Genomic DNA, 17,845 nt, shown 5'->3' on the forward strand with positions numbered 1-17,845 from the left:
TGTCACAAATACTTAGTAACCAGTCTCTTAAAATCAGTCTTCAAAATTATTTATTACTTCAGTTACGGCATTCAAAAAGAGTTCCACAACCTGAGGGTCAAAATGAGTCCCAGATTGGGAGCGAATGTAATCAAGAACTTTCTCCGCCGACCAGCCCTTGCGATAGGGACGGTCGGAACAAAGAGCGTCCCACACATCCACAACGGCAAAGAGGCGCGCTGCCAGCGGAATTTCCTCGCCTTTGAGTCCGCGCGGATAGCCGGTGCCATCCCATCTCTCATGATGACAATATGGAATATCAAGCGCAGGACGCAGGTATTCAATGGGAAATAACATTTCATAAGCATAGATGGGATGCTTATGCATAATATCCCACTCCTCACTTGTCAGATAATCATCCTTAAGCAGGATCACATCCGGAATTCCCATTTTACCGATGTCATGAAGAAGTGCGCTGCGTTTAACATGCATGATCTCCGCTTCTGTCATCCCCGCCATGCGAGCCAGCATAATCGTTGTTTCCGTCACCCGTGATGTGTGATCCTTTGTCTCTTTATCGCGTAAATCCAGCGCGTGCGACCATCCCTCAATGGTTCGATTATAGGCCAGAGCCAGTTCATAGTTTGAGCGCTGTAAATCTTCAAATACTTTAATGCTGTCAATTGCCATTGCTGCCTGGCCTGCAATGGTTTCCAGAAAATCCAGCCATTCCTGGTCAGGTTGAAGCTCTAAACGATTCCCCAAAAAGAGCACCCCCACAATATTTCCCTTGGCGATCAATGGCACAGAATAACAGACTTGCAAATTTTCAATTTGCGCCCATTTATCTGCCTGCGGCAGAGCCGCCACGTTTGCTGTCAGATCAGGAAAAACCAGCATCCGGCGCTCCAATGCAGCCCGCCCGATCAAGGTTTCTCCAAGGCGAATTTGAGTAGTATGCAGAGCAACGGTTTGAGTCCCGATCGCTACAATGGTTTCAAGTATAAGCAAGGGAGAATTGAAAAGCAGGATCGAGATCAAATCAACACGCAACTGTATCTTTGCCTGTTGAGCGATCGTTCTTAAAGCCACATGCAGATCCGTGGTTCCCAGGATCGCATGGTCGTTCTCTCGAAGCGCTTGAAGCCGAAAAAGTTGCAGCTCAATTTGCTGTTTTGCCTTTACCAGTTCAGCAGTGCGCTGTTCAACACGTTTATCCAATTCGGCATTGGCATGGGCCAGCGCCCCGCGCACAAGACTTAACTCATTTCGTTTCTGGAGTAAATTTTGCTCCAAAAAACCAAAGCGGGTTACATCTTCAAAGATCACCAACAGCCCGGCATCAGATTGATCTGGATCAAGAGGCAGCACATGAAACGTTAAATAACGCAGGGAACCATCAGGCTGCGCACGATTTATACGTTCAAGTTTGAAGGAAGGCTGTTCATTTTTCAGGATGGAATAAAGCATTTTCTCCGACCCGATAAATTCATTCAACGCATCAGTCAACGGGACGCCTGCCACAACCCGATCAGCATTATCCAACACTGCTGAAATATTCGGCGAAACCCGCACAATCGACAGACTCGAGTCGACCTGTGCGTACGCGAGATCATATATCTCGCTGGTCACCTGAGCCAAACGCGCCGCAAACTTCTGAGACGTAAAAGCCTGGCCGTCCATTTACACTCCCTTCTCGATTTTTTCCGCCAGATGGTTGAAGGCATCCTCCACCCGTTCACCGGTCTTTGCACTGGTCAGAAAAAATGTTCTTTCGCCAAATACTGACAACGCAGCCAGCATATCCGAGACAGATACGACACGCTCCTTCGTCATATCCACCTTATTGCCCAAAAAAACCAACTGAACGCCCGGATTCAGAATGCGGATCTGACGCGCATAATTTTCACAGGCGGTTAATGTTTCATAGCGGGTCAAATCACAGATGATCAATGCACCAGCCCCTCCCTGCATATAGGTATTGGAAGCCGACTCAAATCCACTCCCGCCGGCCAGATCCCACACAAGCAGATTCATTTCTCCATACGAACGCTTGAGTACCTTGCGTGATATTTTCACACCCACAGTGCTGAGATATTTATCATCAAAGCGTCCTTCGACAAAACGATGCACAAGGCTTGTTTTGCCTACTCCAAAATCACCCAGCAAACATATCTTCTTTTGAATAGTTGTCATCTTGATTATCCAATCATTGAACCAGGGTTGGGGTAATTTGGCCGGGCGGAATGGGCTCCAGCAGGGTGATCCAACGCGCAGGCACCCAGCCGCGATGATATCCCGCATCATCAGTCCATTCCACCTCAACCCATGCGCCGAATTTTGACAACACCTTTACAGGTGTATTTATCTGCAACACCTCAATACGCGATTTGATATATTCAGGGAAGTCTCGAAGATATACATTCCCTGCGGCAAACGCCTTATAAGGCGTGGGGGTTACTGTAGGGGTAAAAGTAGGGGTAAAGGTAGGCGTTGCTGTGGGAGTAAACGTTTGAGTGGGAGTGGATGTAGCTGTAGCAGTGGCTGTAGGCGTGGAAGTGGCTGTTGCTGTAGGCGTGGATGTATTGGTTGGGGTAGGGCTGGGAAACGCAACCGGATACAGCGCAATCGTAAATTGAAGATAGAAACAAGCCAGAATCACCAGAAGAACAGAGAACATAAGCCCTGCTGCCCAACCCAGTTTTGCATTGCGGCTCATCGGTTTGGAGCCTGCCGTGCCGCCTGTGAGATCAACAACCAGACGCGCTATCTTTGGTTGTAAATTCGGTAAAGTAGATGGATCGCCGTTGTATTGCGCCATCGATTTTTCATATTTTATGTGCAGTTCTGAAACAAACATATGCAATCTGGTGCGGAAGCCTTCAGGTTCAACACCGGTTGTGACCACTGCCAGATAAGCAGCGCGCCCGCTCTGGATGATAATGCGTTCATCTCCATACTGCACTTCATCCAATTCTTTATCTTCATCGCCATGCCCAAATGAGTCGCGTACAAAATCACGGATGGCCGTCAACATTCCGCTGATCAGATCAGAATCGGCAACCTCTGTGCTGCCTGGGTGACTGTACGCAAGCAATAAGCCAGAACCATGCTGGATAAGAAAAATCTCTTTGATCGAAAAGGGCAGTGAATCGCGTAATGCCAATTGCGCTGGGGAGACGCCGCGCATACGGGCAATAGCAGTACGGAACATTCCCTGAGGGCCAAAAGACGCCTTCAAGCGGGCATCAATGTTGCGCTGAAATTCTCTTGTAAATTCGCCTACAGCGCGCTGCACAGTTTCACCGATCACAGGATATAACGCTTCGACCATATCCTTGCGCGAATCGCGGATCTGCACCCGGATCGCCTCACCCATGATGGGGCCTAAAGCCTCGGCCATTTCATCACGCGAGTCTCGAATTGTGCGGCTGATCATATCGCCCAGAATGGGTGTGACGCGTGCGATTAGCCCTTCGGAATCAGCCTGCGCCTTGCGGCGTAATATCTCAATTTCAGTATCCAGGTCACGCGAGCGATGATCGGTGGCGCGTGCAAGCTGCTGCAAACGCTCAAGCTCCGCCAACAGTTCGTTTAACTGTTGACGGAGGTTTTCATCTTCTGATTGACTTTGGTTTTGGGATGCTTCAATTTGACGTTCGATCTCGCGCAGGCGATCGGATACATCTGAGAGCAGGATGGAGCGAATGGAAATTAACGGATCGAGATTCTCGTCAACGGGTTTCGCGGGTGGTTCATTATCTGACTGGTTGGAATTCATAAAGGTTAATACACCAGAGATATCTCATTCTATGGATAAGTTCTTGATAAAGCATAAAAATCTACGGGATTTTTACATAACAAGGTCAGGATTTTTCTGATTCCTGCCGCAATCGAAGCCCCAGTTCCATAAGCATTTGTCCCAGATCCTGACGGGAGGCTTTTTTGTTTTCGAGAGATGCAGCCATTGAAAGCAGTTCCTGTCGTAAGCTGTCATCACGCTGACGGGCTTCTGATTGCAGGCTGCGTGTACGCTCTGCCTGCTCTGCGGCTTGCTTATCCAAACGGTCACTGAGTTCCTTGTGAGTCTCTCGTAATTGGCGCATCAGGTCTGCGGCAAATTTTTCAAGATTATCGCTTAGTTGCTTTTGAACCGCCTGCAGTTGGGATGACTGTTCTACAGATTGTCTGTCCAATCTTTCTGACAGGTCTTTTTGTGCGGCTCTCAATTGGGCAGATTGATCTATGCCTTGTTTATCGAGTTTTTCATTAAACTCGCGGCGGGTTTCCATAAATTGCGTATTGGTGGATTCGGCAAGCGTGCCAATTTGATCTTGCAGCAGATTGGTTGTTTCCTGCCGCAAGGACCGCAGGCCGGTTTCCAGATCACTTAATCGTTTTTCAAGGGTACGCGATTGCGAACCGAATAAAATATCACGCAAACGTCCCAGTTCATCGGCTGTGGGCTCAGGTGTTTCCGCTTTCAGTTCGATGCCTTCAAGAGGTTCTGAGGAAGATAAAGGCTGCATTTCAGGAGCTGTTGTAGAGTTTGATTTTCCCATGGCTTTGCTACCTTTCTATAATTTTTTTTAGATTATACACTTCTTCAAACTAATTCCTAATGCAAATATTGTGTGCGGCCAACCCTATGGATAATTCTCAAGTTCAACAGGCGGATTATCTTCAAAGGTTTTGCAATCTTTTGCCGTACAGGTTTGTAATTGTTCGAGCCAGGTGTGCAGGCTGGTGAGAATTGCCGGTTCAAGTTTGGTCGAGAGGTTTTCCAGTTGATAGGGGTCGGCAATCAGATCGTAGAATTCGGTTTCGCCGTTGTTGTATTCAACATACATAAATCTATCGGTGCGGATGCCGCGATAGGTGCCATCTCCGACCTGGATCAGATAATAATCGTTGGGAGAATCTGGAAACTCAAACTCAAAGGGCAGAGATGTCTGGTCGACGGGTGACAACTCCCCTTTAAAGTTGGATGCGGAGGTGTTGGTCATGGCGCCCATTTCGATCAAGAGTGCTTTGCGCCAGTCGGGCGTTTTTGATTCATCCATCTGAAAAAGAGGCATGAGTGAGCGGCCATCAATGAAGCCGGCTGTTTTGATGCGGGTCATGTCTGCGATGGTTGGGGCGAGGTCGATGTTGGCGGTGAGTTGTGTGATGATGGTGTTGGGGGCGATGCCCGGGCCGCGAATTAATAAGGGGACATGGATATCTTCTTCATAGGCGAGGCCTTTCCCGGGGGAGAGACCGTGTTCGCCGATGTGAAATCCGTTATCAGACATAAAAAAGATGTAGGTGTTTTCGAGCTGGCCGCTTTGTTCGAGTTTGGCGATCACATCCACGACGAGTTCATCCACCGCAAGCAGGGTTTTGGCGCGTTGTTGAAAAAGCACATCTGCATCGATGGTGTCAATCTCATCGCCATTTGCGATCAAATCCTGAATGACACCTGGCTTGTCGCTTATGTCGGTTTCATTGAATGATGGTTTTTGTGGATATGCCTGATCTGCGAGCATTTCTGCATGACGAAGTGCGGGAGTGCTGGGTCCGTGCGGGGCGTAGACGGAGATCAGTAAAAAGAACGGGTCACCGCTGACTGTGCTTTTTCGATGAAGTCAATTGATTTTTGTTTGAAGACATCGGTGCTGTATTCTTCAACAGAGCCGCCATATTCAACCAGTGGACCATTTTCATTCAAGATGTAATCGTTATAGAAGCTTCCGGCTTCGTTTGGCTTTTTATAAAACAAAGCGTGCCAGTCTGTCCAGCCGGCGGGGACGTAATTGCTTCCGGCGAAGACGGGATAGCCGTTTAGATATTTTCCGATCAATGAAGTTTGATAGCCTTCACGATTAAGCCAGACGGCAAGTGTTTCGGCTTCGTCTCCATCGACGAAGAAGCGGCGGAATCCGCCTTCGGGGAAGTTGTTGCTGAGGACGTCTGTGTTGTGTGGATATTGTCCGCGCAGCATGGATGCCCGTGACGGACAGCAGAGGGAGGAGGTGACAAAATAATTTGTGAATGTCGCGCCGTTTTTGCCGATGAGTTCGTTCGTGTTCTCAAGATATGGCATCAGACTCGAATCCATGTCGTCGGTGAGGATGATTACGATGTTAGGGCGCGGGCCGGATTGTGTGACATCACATGCGGATATACTCATGTTCACGATCAAAAAAAGCAGGATCAATCCGAAAAGTCGAATTTTATTTTTAAACCACATTGAAAGAAGGCTCCTTGTTTTCTATTCAACACCCAAACCCATTGCGGGAATGGACGGAATAGCCTCATTGAATAACCACGCATCAAAGAATGCGCTCAGGTCTTTGGCGCTGATCTCTTCGGCAATTGCGATGAAATCGGCGGTGGATGCGTTTCCGCCCTGATAACGCTCGAAATAGGTTTGCAGGATCGCGAAGAAGTTTTCGTCGCCAACTTCAAGGCGCAGGGCGTGGAGCAAGAGTCCGCCGCGGACGTAGACTCCGCCGTTGAAGAGATCGTCTGCGGGCGGATTGCCCGGTGCGGTGTAGTACTCGGGATAGGTGATAACGTCTGAGTATATAAATTTAACCCAGTCGTCGAGGGCTTCACGTCCGCTGGTGTGTTCGATCCACAGACCTTCGGAATAGGTTGCGAAACCTTCATTGAGCCAGATGTCGCTCCAATCGGCTACGCTGACGCTATCGCCAAACCATTGATGTGACAGTTCATGCGCCACAGTGAGTTCTGTTTCTTCAACATCGTCAAGATCGATCATGTCTGTACCGTAGATGGAGAGAGTTTGATTCTCCAAGGCTGAACCGAATTCAGTATCCATGAGCATGGAACCGTACACTTCAAATGGATAAGGGCCGAAGATTTCGCTGAAGTAATCAATCATCTCAGCCTGACGCGCAAATGGCTCACGGTATTCTTCAGCAAGCGTGCTTGAGTAATAGTCTCTGATCGGGACACCAGTCTGTGATTGGGAGATTTCGATCTCAAATTCATCGATGTTGATCGTGGTGAGATAACTTGCCATGGGATCGCGGACTTCAAAGATATAAGTATTTGTGTCGCCGTTGTTAATGGTTTCCGTTAACACACCATTGGCTGCGACTTCCAATGGCGCGGGGACGGTCACTCGAAAGGTGTATGTCGCCTTATCCAGCGGATGATCATTGACGGGGTAGAAACTTGCAGAGCCATCCGGTTCGCTCATGACGAAACTTCCACCGTCCACGGTGACCCAGCCGGTTTGCACAGGCAATGCCACGGATTGCATTTCCTCGGGTGAGCCTGCGTATTGAACGATGACTGTAAACGCTTCATCCTTTGCGATCGCGCTGGATGGGTAAACGGTCAACTCTGATTCTGTCCGCTCAAATTCGGCGGATTCGCCATTCACTGTAATTTCATTGATCTCGAAACCGACGAAGTCTAAATTGAAACTGGATAAATCCTGCAGCGCATTGGCTTCGATGGACACAATGGCGGAGAGGTCGCTGGTGGCGATGTCGTTGACTGTGATATCCAATGTGTAGTGTTCTGCTTCATATCCACCATTGCCGAAATCAGGATAGAGCAGATCACCCTAAACCGGTTGAGCCGGCACTTGCTTCCATTGGTTGTTCGGGTATGGCAGTGATGACTGGGGCTTCATCAGTTGCCGGAACAGTTGCGATATCATGCGGAGGTTTTTGCTCGGCAACAAATTGATTGCAAGCCAGGATCGTGAGTGTTAGTAATAGACAGGCAAGAAATATGTGAGTTGATCTTTTATTTTTCATGGGTCATCCTTGTGAGTTAAGGCAGTATATCACGCAGGGTTGTTGTAGAATTGTGCCATCCAAAGGAATCAACAGGAGCTTTATGACTGCATCTCCACTTTTTGAATTTGCACTGCTTAGTTTTATTTCGATGTTCACCATGGTCAATCCGGTGGGTGTTATTCCAGTTTTCACCGCGATGACCGCGAAACTGTCGCCGCAGGAATCGCATCGTGTGGCGCGCAAGGCGAGTCTGACGGCTTTGTTTATTTTGCTGGCTTTCGCGTTGACGGGTCAATGGATATTTCGCTTTTTCTCCATCTCGGTCAACAGTCTGCGGGTGGTGGGCGGTGTGATATTTTTCCTGATGGGATACGAAATGCTGCAAGCGCATCTCTCGCGTACACAATTTGACGATGAGACCAATCACGCTTATATCAACGATATTTCGATCACGCCTTTGGGAATTCCGATCATTTGCGGGCCGGGTGCGATCACCACATCGATCCTGCTGATGAATGAGACGAAGACTCCGTTGGAAGTGGGGATCGTGGTGGGGATCATTGTGCTGCTAATCGCTATTACCTATATTTTGCTACTCGGTGCAAAACAGGTTACACGTCTCATTGGTGAGAATGGAAACAAGGTTATGCTGCGTTTGATGGGACTGATCGTAATGGTAATCGCGGTGGAATTTTTCTTTAGTGGATTAACTCCCATCGTGCGCGAGATGTTGAAAATCCAATAAGACTTTACGGGCTATCTTTATTTGTCCACGAAGGGCACGAAGAAACACGAATTTTAGTTTTTTTCTTTCTACCGTACAAACCCTCAACGCGAATGAGCGAATAACGCGAATTTTTCCAGAAATAATTCGATAAATTCGTCAATTCGTGTAATTCGCGTTAAAGATTTTGGCATTTTTTCGACATGTACGGTAGAAAAGTTTTTTTAAGGACGCGTGACGAACGCTAAAAAACAACCATGACACATCCAGAATTTAATTTGGGACGCTGATCGTTCGCGCAAGAAAACGCTGATTTTTCGCTTTTGTCAGCGTGAATCAGCGCGCAAGGCGATCTGCGTCCTATTTGTTCTTAAAAACGAAATCACCCTCGAAACCTTAATTTCGGGGTGATTCATATTTGTTCGTCCTACTCACTGAATGTCACTGCCTTCCCACTCGTTCATGAATTGATCGAGAAATTTCAACATGACCTCGTGCCGCTGTTCGGCGATCCTTTTGGCGGTGACTGTGTTCATCATGTCTTTTAGCAAAAGCAATTTTTCGTAAAAATGATTAATGGTCGCGCTTTTGCTGTTCTTGTAATCTTCAAAACTCGCGTGCATTTGATTTGATGTTTCAGGGTCATACATGGGGCGGTTTTTATATCCGCCGTAGGCAAAGGCGCGCCCGATGCCGATGGCGCCAATGGCATCAAGTCGATCGGCATCCTGCACGATAAAGCCTTCAAGGCTTTTCATTTTATTTTCGACCTGTGCACCTTTATAAGAGACGTTCATGATAATCTCGCAGACCTGTTGATTTACACGCGGGTCCACGCCGCATTTCTGCATCCACGCTTTGGCGCGGTGCGGGGTTTCATCTTCGCTTTCATTGAACTTCCAATCGTCGAGGTCATGTAACAGGGCGGCGAGTTCAACCACGAAAAGATCGGCTGTTTCATGTTTGCAAATGGTGACAGCATTTTTCCATACCCGGTAAATATGCCACCAGTCATGTCCCGAGGAATCGTCGCTGAATTCCTGTTTGATATATTCGCTTGTTTTTTGAATGATGTCGGTATGAGTCATGCCCCTATTTTGCCACAGATGAGTTTACGTCGGTGTAAACTGATACTCAGTAAATACAGTCATCTACAATACTTTCACACTCTCCTCGTCGGGGATGGCAGACAACAATGCACGCAAGGCTTTGTTGACCTGCTCGGTTGTCTTGAATACCTTTGCAACATCTGCATCAAGAAGCACAATGACTGGTTCGCTTTTCATTTTTTCGGCAAAGCGGTTAGGTTTTGCCTTTTTGTAGTCAAAGGTGTATTCCGGGGCCATTTCCCGGGGCTTACGGGGCTTGGAAACGGGAGTTTTTTTCATAATCTTTTTTCTCTTGATAAGTGGCGGGTCTTGCGGTGATGAGACGAATTGTATCTTCATGTCGTTCCACAAAACAGACAAGCAGTAATCTGCTAAGCGTGGATATTCCAATAATGATCTCACGATGCTCGTTCTCTGAGTGAGCATCATCATCAAAAATAAGAGCAAGTGGATCTTTGAACACGGTCACTGCTTCTTCAAAACTGACGTTATGCTTTCGAAGATTGATAACAGCTTTGTTTGGATCCCATTGAAACTTCATGTATTTAAGTATAGCATAGCCCGTTGTAGGAACGCCTATATCCTACCTGTTCCATTTCATCTTCATGTACACGCCGCCTTTCTTTAGTTCATCCAACATTTGATTTAAGCGTTTCTGTTTTGTGGCTTCCAGTTTGGCTCGGGTGATCCAGCCGATGTAATCATTTTGTTGGTAGGCAGGGCGTGCGTTGTAGGCATCCATCACTCCATGTGTAGTGAGTGCATCACGGAAAAAATCGGGCATTTCATAGCGTGGATGTGCGGGCATGTTTTCCTCCTGTCAGAAATAACAGAATTAAAGCAGTCATGTTTGCGGCAGTGCCAACCGGCAGATACCATAATCCTAAAATTGACATAACGATCAACAAATTGCGTCCCCAGGGCTGGTCCAAGCCAAAGCCTGTGGCAGCGGTCAACGCAGACAGGCCATAGACCACGAAGACGGTTTTCATCAATGTTGAACGGGGCTCAATGCCGATTGTTTTTACGAACCCGGCCCACGGTCCGAGTTGACCCGCGTACTCACCGCCGGCCGGCGTGACATAGTCACCGAGTACGAGGGCGCGGCTTCCGTCGGCCAACATCCAACTGGCATTCAGAATGATCAGAATAACAATGATCCACTTCATATTTTATTGTTTCAACACACACAAGGCCTGACGAATTTCGCCGAGATGATAGGCGGTATGCACCACGATCCCCAGCGCGCCGCCCATGGTGTCTTCGTTCCATACTTCGTTATCCTGGAACATTTTGCTCATGCGGTTATACATTTCATTCAAACTGACTTTCAGCGCATCCCATTCTTCAGGCGTGACCTTTTCCACGGTGCGCCAGACCTCGCCCCAGTCGGCGGGGCTGGTGTCGTGATGCATCACGAAGCGCTCAAGCACGCTCATGTAAAAAGTGACATGTGCAACCTGCGCGGCGAGCGATGCGCACTTTCCTCCAACGGGGATCGATGCTTCTTGAGCAGAAACAGTTTCGAGCGTTTGAAAAAGAGACGTGTTCTTATCCAGATAAATACCGCGCGGCTTTTCAAAGGTCTCTTCCATCAAGGCCGATAATGTATTCTTAAATTCTTCCTGCTTGATATTTTTTCCCATGTAATTATTCTGCTCCTTCAAATGCGGATTTGATCCAGCCGATCAACTCGGAATTAACTTCCTGCGTATCGCTGACATTAACGATGTAATTGCACATGCTTCCTTTGGGCTGTTCCAGCAGGCGGGCATTTTTCTTTAAGTCCTTTGCGTTGATGCCCACTTCAAAACGGGTGTTGGTTTTTGGGCCGATCATTGCAAATTGTTTTTTGCGCCGCAAACTGACATATCCCTTTTTGGGCACGATCTCGAATTCGCCAAAGGTATTAATTTCATTCATCAACTTTTCGTGAATGACGCGGAAGCCCGCCTTCGCGCCTGAATAGATTTCATCTAAAACCGCATCACCACTTTTGCCGTCAGCCGCGCGTGTGCCATCGGATGCAAAAATGGCATGAACCAGCGCGTTTGCATCGCCATGACCCAGCCCAAGTTTTTCCTTGAACATGTCACGCAGTTCGCCGTGTTTGGCAAGCCCGCTTTTCTTTGCGATGGTGGAAAGCTCGGCGAGGGTCTTGCCTGTTTTCTTTTGGATATTATCGATTTGGGTTTGGACTGCTTGATCGAGGCTGCTCATCAGATGATCTCCTTATTAGTAAAGTTGGGGAAAGCCGATGTTTCGATTATAGAACATTTTTTCTATTTATTCAACTGCATTTTTGGAATCGCGGACTAAAGTCCGCGATCCGATATCACTACTTTAACAACTTGCTCAACTCTTCTTCCAGATCAACCCGCGCGCGGACTGCGATCGGCGCGGCTAGGTTTCTGCGGAGTGTTTCTTCGCTTTTGTTCTTTTCGTAATAGTCACGATACATTTGGGTCACTGAAATAGTTTCGCCAGTATATGTCTCCACGCGGACTTCATCACCGGTGTTGACTGTTCCCTCTTTGATGACGCGGCAATACAAGCCGGGACGTTCCGCTGCGCGAAAATGTTTTACAAACTTCGGGTCTTCCATGCGCCTTGCGAAAGTTCCGCAGGGAATGCGCGGCGCGGTGACCTGCAATGTAACTTCGCCAACATGCAGAAAATCTCCAATGTTGAATTTTGCACTTTCCAATTCTGAGATGGTCAGGTTCTCGCCAAACGTGCCTGCATCAACCTCACGTCCCAATTCGATGGCCCACCATTCATAATCTTTTGCGCCGTAGACATAGACTGCCTGATCTGGTCCGCCGTGATGTTTGGGACTGCCGATAAAATCTTCTGCAATGCCGAGAGTCGTGATCTGAATCGGTCCCGATATAGGCTGCTTGAAGATTCCGGTGATTTCTGATTTATCGCCGCTTTGCAGGGTTTGTTTTTGCCCGATGTTGATGCTGGTTAATTGCATGGTTAACTTTCCTGATGTAATTCAAGTTGCTACCTTGAAATTGTTTCATCTTATTAGACCCATTTTTGCCACGAACACTTGCACCGAGCGCCAGTGCGGTGTTACACGGATTTTCGCGAATTCAAGAAAAAAATCCGTGTAAATTAGCAAAATCCGTGGCGATGGTTTTGGACTTCCTGACATGGTGATAACTTGGGCTATTTATAAAAAACTTAATCCCATTTTTTATTCAGATCGTCCGCGTAAAAGCGGATGGCGCGTTCATAGCTGATAACGCCTTCGTCGGAGGTTGCATCCATAAGAACTTTGAGCAATGAACTGACGGCTTCATGATTTTCACCGAGATTGTAAAGAGTCATCGCCAGAAATACTTTCATTTCAACTGCATCGGGAAAGCGATCTAACCCTTCGGTCAGGATCTTTTTTGATTCGGCGTATTGTCCCAGGGTGCGGTAGGTGCTGCCCAGCCCCAGATAGGCCTGAGGCAATTCGTTTTCCGGCAGATCATTTTCGATCGCCGCGTGATAGTGCGGAATAGCATCGCGCTCACGTCCCAGAAAATCATAGACACAGGCCGTTCGATACTGAACCACCGGATTGGTCGGATATTCCGCTGCGAGCTTCACCAGCAGTTCGCGCGCATCTTCGTGCCGATCCTTTGCGCGTAATTTATTTGCCTCGACGAGTGTGTTAATTAGATCCATTGAGCCTCCACTGTTCTTTCGTTTTGTTGATCTCCCGTATTCAGCGTGGACTTTGGTTCCAGCAGCATGACATGAACTTCCTCTTCCGCCACCGGACAATGCTCCACGCCTTTGGGAATAATGACAAATTCGCCTTCATTCAACCATAGATCACGGTCTCGTAATTTGATCAGCAGTTTGCCTTTTACGATCAGGAACATTTCATCTTCGTTCTCGTGTTGATGCCAGACAAATTCCCCGTGTAATTTCGCCAGTTTAACATGCGAGTCATTCAACTCGCCCACGATACGCGGACTCCAATGTTCGTTGAACAGGCTGAATTTTTGAGCAACATTAATGACTTGCATCGAAACGCTCCTTTTTGACAAAATTGTTTTACAGTTTCATTTCCATGTTTAAAGTGACCCGTGACTCGCGCCATTAACAACTGCGCCTGCTGTGCATCAGCTTTCTCAATGGACGCAGTGAATTTGTCCGCTGTTTTTCCGTTGAGAAGCATGATCTGTTTTCCGTGCCAGTAGATAAAGACCTTGCCGTCTTTTGTTGTTTTATACGCAAAAGGTTCTTCTAAAAGTTTTCCGCGCTTATCCATCTGATCGTTCATTCTCAAATCCTTCAGGTCTGGGTAAAGTGAGCAAAGTAATTATATTCGCTTATATAACAAGCGGTAAAATCAAAGAATTATGACGCAGTCACATCAGCTTGTGCCAGAATTTATTTACGAAAAATACCGCGCCGGAGAAAGCAACGGAATTTTTCTGGGCGCCTCCATGTTCGTGGATCTTTCCGGTTTCTCCACGATGGCAGATGTTCTTTCGAGACAGGGCGCGCACGGCGCAGAAATTCTGGCAGATATGATGCGCGTCGTTTTTGAGCCATTGGTCAATGCGGTCTTCGCGCAGAGCGGATTTGTGATCGGATATGCCGGGGATGCGTTCAATGCTGTTTTTCCCGCCGAACAGGATGCAGGTCAGGCAATGATGCGTTGTTTGTCTGCTGCGGCGGCCATGCAGGCGCACACGAAATCCCATTCGTTGGTGTCCACTCCGTATGGCGAATTTCCCATCCGCATTAAAGTGGGCATCGGGTTTGGCAAAACAACATGGCAGATCTTTAAATCCATTAATGGCAAACGCGCGAGTTATTGGTTTCGCGGCGAAAGTTTGAATGGCGCGGTATCGGGGGAAGAGTCTGCGCACGCCGGGGATATTGTGGCCGACCCGATTTCATACGAACTGTTGAAGGATGCCGTACACGCGACTCCTGTGGATGACTGTTTTCTGATCCGTGAGATTCGTGCGGATTTACCAACAGCGCATCTTCTTCCTCCGCCGAAACCTGCGGATGACCTAACCGGCATTTTCCTCGCTAATTCAATTGCCCACCTGCCGATGGCCGGAGAGTTTCGCCAGGTGGTGAATCTCTTCATTGATATTCCCGCCAGTATTTCAGATGCGGCCTTGATCGCGCCGTTCATGGAAACGGTATATCTTTTACAGGAACAATACGGCGGATTCTTTTTACGCCCCGATCTGGGGGACAAGGGATTTAATCTGTTAATGTTTTGGGGCGCGCCGACCGCCTATGAGAACGATGTGGAGCGCGCATTAAATTTTATCCTTGAGTTATCCACTCGAACCCGAATCACATTGCGTGTGGGGATTTCCTATCACATGGCCTATGCCGGATTTGTGGGTTCAAGTCAACGTGAAGATTACACCGCCTACGGCTGGGGCGTAAACCTCGCCGCACGCATGATGGAGCGCGCCGGCGAAGGCGAGTTCTGGATGGATGAAGAAGCAGCCCGCCGCGCTGAAAAACATTTTAATTTTAAACCCCTTGGCGAATATCACTTCAAAGGGTTTAAACATGAACAAAAAGCTTTTGCATTGATCGGGCGCAAAAATGTCATCGAAACTGTCTATCAGGGAGAATTGGTCGGGCGCGGTAGAGAGCTTGAATCTCTGGCATCTTTTTCTGATCCGCTCAAACAGGGACAGTTCGCAGGCGTAATGGTTCTAAAGGGAGAGGCTGGCATTGGTAAAAGCCGGTTGGTGCATTCCTTCCAATACTCTGAGTATTTTAATGAGCTCTCCGCACAGTGGATGGTGTGTCAGGCAGATGAGATTTTAAGACTGCCATTTAATCCATTTACAGATTGGCTCAAGAAGCGCTTTGAGTTACTCGAAAACCAATCTGATGAATTGAATTGGGTCACGTTCTCGTGCAATATTCAGGAATTGGCCAAAGCTACGCCTGATGCAGAACTTGCAGCAGAATTGCTGCGAACCAGTTCCGTACTCGCGGCGTTGATCAATATCAGCGTGCCCGATTCGTTATATGAAAGTTTGGATGCGAAAGGCCGTTACGATAATACCTTGATCGCCTTGAGTGTTCTGCTGCGGGCGGAGAGTCTGCAAAAACCGCTAGTACTCTTTGTGGAAGATACTCACTGGCTCGATAAAGATACGGGCGCTTTCCTTTCTTATTTTGTAAGAACGCTGCTTTCTGAGCCGGATAAACAATATCCCATCGCCATCATTGCCACCCAACGCCCCGAAAGTAATTCAGCCTGGACACTAGATGAAGTCGCGATGAATGGCATTCAACTGGAGAAACTCTCCTCGGCAAATATGGCCCGTCTGGCTGAAGACATTGTGGGCAACCCTGTTTCAGATTCCCTGCTGACCCTGTTGGATAAACGCGCCGATGGAAATCCATTTTTTGCTGAACAGATCCTGCGTTATCTTTCCGAACAAAACGCACTGGCTTTGGACGTGGAAGGAAAATATTTTGCAAATGAGCAGGTTGAAGTGTCACTGCCGACCGACGTGCGAGCAGTGCTCGTTGCACGTCTCGACCGGCTGGCACAACAGGTGAAAGAGACCGTCCAGACCGCATCGGTACTTGGACGCGAATTTGAAGTGCGTATTTTAGGTGAAATGCTGCACGCCGACGAAAAAATTTCCCATCATATTGCGCAGGCAGAGAATGCGAACATCTGGGCGCCTCTGACCGAGATCGAATATATTTTCCGGCATGCCTTGCTGCGTGATGCCGCCTACTCAATGCAGCTGCTGGCACGTCAACGTGGATTGCACGGGCTGGCTGTCGCAGCCATGGAGACTATCTATCGCGACGATCTTGAACCGCATTATGGCGAACTGGCATATCACGCTGAAAAAGCAGAGATAAAAGAGAAGGCGCTTCACTACCTGAGTCTGGCTGGGAAACTTTCGTTGAATGTCTATCAAAATCAACAGGCCATTGATTATTTTTCGCGCGCTTTGGCTCTTGTGTCATCTGATGATCTGCGTACAAAATTTGACCTGATGCTTTTACGAGTGGAATGTTATTACAATATCAGCAACCCCACTGAACAATTGGGAAACCTCGACATTCTCGAAGAGTTGGCTGCCCTGTTAAAAGATGACGGTCTTTTGGCGCGCGCGCTGGTACGTCGCGCATATTGTTTTTCCGCTGTGGGAGACTTTCAAAATGTGCTGACCTACGCGCTTCGCGCAAAAGATTTCGCAGAAGCGGCCCACGATGACGATCTTCTTCTTGCCATTTATCTGGTTTTGCCCAATGCATTTTTACGAACAGGCAAAGGCTCTGATGCCCTGCAATACGCAAAAGATGCCCTCGCCTTTGCTGTGAAGACGAAAACCCGCAGGGGCGAAGGCAGTACGTTAACCTCGCTTGGGTTGGTCTCATTGGAAACAGAAAATCCAACCATTGCCATGCAATACCATGAACAGGCGCTTGCGATTGCGCGTGAGGTAAAAGACAGATATCTTGAAGCAAAGGCTTTGAATAATCTCGCAAATACAGTAGGTCTATCTCAGGGAGATTTTTCCACCGCCCGGGATTACTTCGAGCAGGCTTATTTTATTTTTCAGGAATTGGGATATGTAAGCGGCAAGGGCCTCGCGCTAACAAACCTGGGCTGGCTCACCGGCTTGCTGGGTGACTATTCCGCTTCAACAGCCTATCACGAGCAGACATTGATCATTTCGCGCGAGATCGGTAATCGTTCAATGGAAATGTACACCTATATTAACTTGAGCGCGGCGGCTGGCGGGCAGGGACTTGCACAGGATGCGCTCAAGTGGGCGCAAAAAGCGCTTGAGTTTTCAACAAAAACCGGTGACCGTCTTGGAGACAGCTGGGCATATTTTTACTTGGGCTATGCCTGTATATTAAATGCCAAATACGATGATGCAGTGCAAATGTTTTTAAAGAGTATTGAGATCAGACTCGAAATAAATACCCCCGTTTTAATTGCCGAATCACACGCAGGACTGATCAATGCCTATTTGAAAATTGGCGATGAAGTTCTTGCTCAAAAAGAAGCGGAACAGGTTCTTGCAATATATGCAGATAAATCCGCAGTTTGAAGGGGCGGAAGAACCTTTACGTATTTATCTGGCGGTCTTTCAGGTTTTGGATAAAACAAAAGACCTGCGCAGTAATGTCGTTTTGCAAAACGCGAAACAATTACTTAATACGCAGGTCTCAAAACTAAGATCTGAAGAAGCGCGCCGCATGTATGTAGAAAATGTCCCATGGCGGCGAGACCTATATAA

At 47.8% G+C, this 17,845-nt stretch carries 21 protein-coding genes; 2 read left to right on the forward strand and 19 right to left on the reverse strand.

Annotated elements, in window-relative coordinates; genetic code table 11:
• Positions 1 to 33: 33 nt before the first annotated feature.
• The 8 genes from IPL71_RS12425 to IPL71_RS12460 all read right to left on the reverse strand — a co-directional run bounded on the left by IPL71_RS12425 (position 34) and on the right by IPL71_RS12460 (position 7,757).
• Positions 34 to 1,662, reverse strand: coding sequence for an HD domain-containing phosphohydrolase (locus tag IPL71_RS12425; RefSeq protein WP_345322023.1), 1,629 nt, complete (start codon positions 1,660 to 1,662; stop codon positions 34 to 36).
• Entirely contained in the window at positions 1,663 to 2,175 is a 513-nt protein-coding gene (locus IPL71_RS12430) for a Rab family GTPase (protein WP_345322024.1), read from the reverse strand.
• Positions 2,176 to 2,188: 13 nt separating this feature from the next.
• Positions 2,189 to 3,760, reverse strand: coding sequence for an SH3 domain-containing protein (locus IPL71_RS12435; protein WP_345322026.1), 1,572 nt, complete (start codon positions 3,758 to 3,760; stop codon positions 2,189 to 2,191).
• A gap of 85 nt (positions 3,761 to 3,845) precedes the next feature.
• Entirely contained in the window at positions 3,846 to 4,541 is a 696-nt protein-coding gene (locus IPL71_RS12440; protein ID WP_345322028.1) for a hypothetical protein, read from the reverse strand.
• Between the two features lie 84 nt (positions 4,542 to 4,625).
• Positions 4,626 to 5,564 carry a sulfatase-like hydrolase/transferase gene (locus tag IPL71_RS12445; RefSeq protein ID WP_345322307.1) on the reverse strand — a complete coding sequence of 313 codons (939 nt, stop codon included), beginning with the start codon at positions 5,562 to 5,564 and terminating at the stop codon, positions 4,626 to 4,628.
• Positions 5,561 to 6,211 carry a sulfatase-like hydrolase/transferase gene (locus tag IPL71_RS12450; protein WP_345322029.1) on the reverse strand — a complete coding sequence of 217 codons (651 nt, stop codon included), beginning with the start codon at positions 6,209 to 6,211 and terminating at the stop codon, positions 5,561 to 5,563. Before IPL71_RS12450 ends, IPL71_RS12445 begins: the two co-directional genes overlap by 4 nt.
• A 21-nt stretch (positions 6,212 to 6,232) precedes the next feature.
• Complete coding sequence (locus IPL71_RS12455; RefSeq protein ID WP_345322031.1) at positions 6,233 to 7,504, reverse strand: M1 family metallopeptidase; 1,272 nt, start codon at positions 7,502 to 7,504, stop codon at positions 6,233 to 6,235.
• Positions 7,505 to 7,556: 52 nt separating this feature from the next.
• On the reverse strand, positions 7,557 to 7,757 hold the full coding sequence (locus tag IPL71_RS12460) for a hypothetical protein (RefSeq protein ID WP_345322032.1): 201 nt from the start codon (positions 7,755 to 7,757) through the stop codon (positions 7,557 to 7,559).
• Positions 7,758 to 7,839: 82 nt separating this feature from the next.
• On the opposite strand from IPL71_RS12460, the gene IPL71_RS12465 reads away from it, so the two are divergent.
• Entirely contained in the window at positions 7,840 to 8,484 is a 645-nt protein-coding gene (locus tag IPL71_RS12465; protein ID WP_345322033.1) for a MarC family protein, read from the forward strand.
• A 410-nt stretch (positions 8,485 to 8,894) separates the two neighbouring features.
• Here the strand turns inward: IPL71_RS12465 and IPL71_RS12470 are convergent, their stop codons facing one another.
• The 11 genes from IPL71_RS12470 to IPL71_RS12520 all read right to left on the reverse strand — a co-directional run bounded on the left by IPL71_RS12470 (position 8,895) and on the right by IPL71_RS12520 (position 13,860).
• Positions 8,895 to 9,551, reverse strand: coding sequence for an HD domain-containing protein (locus tag IPL71_RS12470; RefSeq protein WP_345322034.1), 657 nt, complete (start codon positions 9,549 to 9,551; stop codon positions 8,895 to 8,897).
• A gap of 63 nt (positions 9,552 to 9,614) precedes the next feature.
• Positions 9,615 to 9,749: a hypothetical protein gene (locus IPL71_RS25940; protein WP_514130777.1), complete on the reverse strand. Its 135-nt coding sequence runs from the start codon at positions 9,747 to 9,749 to the stop codon at positions 9,615 to 9,617.
• Between the two features lie 70 nt (positions 9,750 to 9,819).
• A complete protein-coding gene (locus IPL71_RS12480) occupies positions 9,820 to 10,113 on the reverse strand; it encodes a BrnT family toxin (protein ID WP_345322038.1) in 294 nt (97 codons plus the stop codon).
• Positions 10,114 to 10,155: 42 nt separating this feature from the next.
• The gene (locus tag IPL71_RS12485; RefSeq protein WP_345322039.1) at positions 10,156 to 10,380 is read right to left on the reverse strand and encodes a YdeI/OmpD-associated family protein; all 225 of its coding nucleotides are present in this window, start codon (positions 10,378 to 10,380) and stop codon (positions 10,156 to 10,158) included.
• Positions 10,358 to 10,741, reverse strand: coding sequence for a hypothetical protein (locus IPL71_RS12490; RefSeq protein WP_345322041.1), 384 nt, complete (start codon positions 10,739 to 10,741; stop codon positions 10,358 to 10,360). The genes IPL71_RS12485 and IPL71_RS12490 overlap by 23 nt, the downstream gene beginning before the upstream one ends.
• Before the next feature lie 3 nt (positions 10,742 to 10,744).
• Positions 10,745 to 11,218: a DinB family protein gene (locus tag IPL71_RS12495; protein WP_345322043.1), complete on the reverse strand. Its 474-nt coding sequence runs from the start codon at positions 11,216 to 11,218 to the stop codon at positions 10,745 to 10,747.
• A 4-nt stretch (positions 11,219 to 11,222) separates the two neighbouring features.
• Positions 11,223 to 11,792, reverse strand: coding sequence for a DUF5655 domain-containing protein (locus IPL71_RS12500; protein WP_345322045.1), 570 nt, complete (start codon positions 11,790 to 11,792; stop codon positions 11,223 to 11,225).
• A 118-nt stretch (positions 11,793 to 11,910) separates the two neighbouring features.
• Positions 11,911 to 12,552 carry an MOSC domain-containing protein gene (locus tag IPL71_RS12505; protein WP_345322047.1) on the reverse strand — a complete coding sequence of 214 codons (642 nt, stop codon included), beginning with the start codon at positions 12,550 to 12,552 and terminating at the stop codon, positions 11,911 to 11,913.
• Positions 12,553 to 12,764: 212 nt separating this feature from the next.
• Positions 12,765 to 13,256: a tetratricopeptide repeat protein gene (locus IPL71_RS12510; RefSeq protein WP_345322049.1), complete on the reverse strand. Its 492-nt coding sequence runs from the start codon at positions 13,254 to 13,256 to the stop codon at positions 12,765 to 12,767.
• Positions 13,247 to 13,603, reverse strand: a complete 357-nt coding sequence (locus tag IPL71_RS12515; protein ID WP_345322050.1) for a cupin domain-containing protein — start codon at positions 13,601 to 13,603, stop codon at positions 13,247 to 13,249. The genes IPL71_RS12510 and IPL71_RS12515 overlap by 10 nt, the downstream gene beginning before the upstream one ends.
• Complete coding sequence (locus IPL71_RS12520) at positions 13,528 to 13,860, reverse strand: hypothetical protein (RefSeq protein ID WP_345322052.1); 333 nt, start codon at positions 13,858 to 13,860, stop codon at positions 13,528 to 13,530. Before IPL71_RS12520 ends, IPL71_RS12515 begins: the two co-directional genes overlap by 76 nt.
• Positions 13,861 to 13,939: 79 nt before the next feature.
• Between IPL71_RS12520 and IPL71_RS12525 the strand changes: the two genes are divergently transcribed.
• The gene (locus IPL71_RS12525) at positions 13,940 to 17,656 is read left to right on the forward strand and encodes a tetratricopeptide repeat protein (protein ID WP_345322055.1); all 3,717 of its coding nucleotides are present in this window, start codon (positions 13,940 to 13,942) and stop codon (positions 17,654 to 17,656) included.
• Positions 17,657 to 17,845 lie beyond the last annotated feature (189 nt).

This window comes from Candidatus Villigracilis proximus, from assembly GCF_016717045.1.
In the GTDB taxonomy this organism is placed as follows: domain Bacteria; phylum Chloroflexota; class Anaerolineae; order Anaerolineales; family Villigracilaceae; genus Villigracilis; species Villigracilis proximus.

Excerpts from the sequence above, each read along its gene's own strand:
- IPL71_RS12425 (WP_345322023.1), bottom strand. The coding sequence starts at position 1,662 with ATGGACGGCCAGGCTTTTACGTCTCAGAAGTTTGCGGCGCGTTTGGCT.
- IPL71_RS12430 (WP_345322024.1), bottom strand. The coding sequence starts at position 2,175 with ATGACAACTATTCAAAAGAAGATATGTTTGCTGGGTGATTTTGGAGTA.
- IPL71_RS12435 (WP_345322026.1), bottom strand. The coding sequence starts at position 3,760 with ATGAATTCCAACCAGTCAGATAATGAACCACCCGCGAAACCCGTTGAC.
- IPL71_RS12440 (WP_345322028.1), bottom strand. The coding sequence starts at position 4,541 with ATGGGAAAATCAAACTCTACAACAGCTCCTGAAATGCAGCCTTTATCT.
- IPL71_RS12450 (WP_345322029.1), bottom strand. The coding sequence starts at position 6,211 with ATGTGGTTTAAAAATAAAATTCGACTTTTCGGATTGATCCTGCTTTTT.
- IPL71_RS12460 (WP_345322032.1), bottom strand. The coding sequence starts at position 7,757 with ATGAAAAATAAAAGATCAACTCACATATTTCTTGCCTGTCTATTACTA.
- IPL71_RS12465 (WP_345322033.1), top strand. The coding sequence starts at position 7,840 with ATGACTGCATCTCCACTTTTTGAATTTGCACTGCTTAGTTTTATTTCG.
- IPL71_RS12470 (WP_345322034.1), bottom strand. The coding sequence starts at position 9,551 with ATGACTCATACCGACATCATTCAAAAAACAAGCGAATATATCAAACAG.
- IPL71_RS25940 (WP_514130777.1), bottom strand. The coding sequence starts at position 9,749 with ATGAAAAGCGAACCAGTCATTGTGCTTCTTGATGCAGATGTTGCAAAG.
- IPL71_RS12480 (WP_345322038.1), bottom strand. The coding sequence starts at position 10,113 with ATGAAGTTTCAATGGGATCCAAACAAAGCTGTTATCAATCTTCGAAAG.
- IPL71_RS12485 (WP_345322039.1), bottom strand. The coding sequence starts at position 10,380 with ATGCCCGCACATCCACGCTATGAAATGCCCGATTTTTTCCGTGATGCA.
- IPL71_RS12490 (WP_345322041.1), bottom strand. The coding sequence starts at position 10,741 with ATGAAGTGGATCATTGTTATTCTGATCATTCTGAATGCCAGTTGGATG.
- IPL71_RS12495 (WP_345322043.1), bottom strand. The coding sequence starts at position 11,218 with ATGGGAAAAAATATCAAGCAGGAAGAATTTAAGAATACATTATCGGCC.
- IPL71_RS12500 (WP_345322045.1), bottom strand. The coding sequence starts at position 11,792 with ATGAGCAGCCTCGATCAAGCAGTCCAAACCCAAATCGATAATATCCAA.
- IPL71_RS12505 (WP_345322047.1), bottom strand. The coding sequence starts at position 12,552 with ATGCAATTAACCAGCATCAACATCGGGCAAAAACAAACCCTGCAAAGC.
- IPL71_RS12510 (WP_345322049.1), bottom strand. The coding sequence starts at position 13,256 with ATGGATCTAATTAACACACTCGTCGAGGCAAATAAATTACGCGCAAAG.
- IPL71_RS12515 (WP_345322050.1), bottom strand. The coding sequence starts at position 13,603 with ATGCAAGTCATTAATGTTGCTCAAAAATTCAGCCTGTTCAACGAACAT.
- IPL71_RS12520 (WP_345322052.1), bottom strand. The coding sequence starts at position 13,860 with ATGAACGATCAGATGGATAAGCGCGGAAAACTTTTAGAAGAACCTTTT.
- IPL71_RS12525 (WP_345322055.1), top strand. The coding sequence starts at position 13,940 with ATGACGCAGTCACATCAGCTTGTGCCAGAATTTATTTACGAAAAATAC.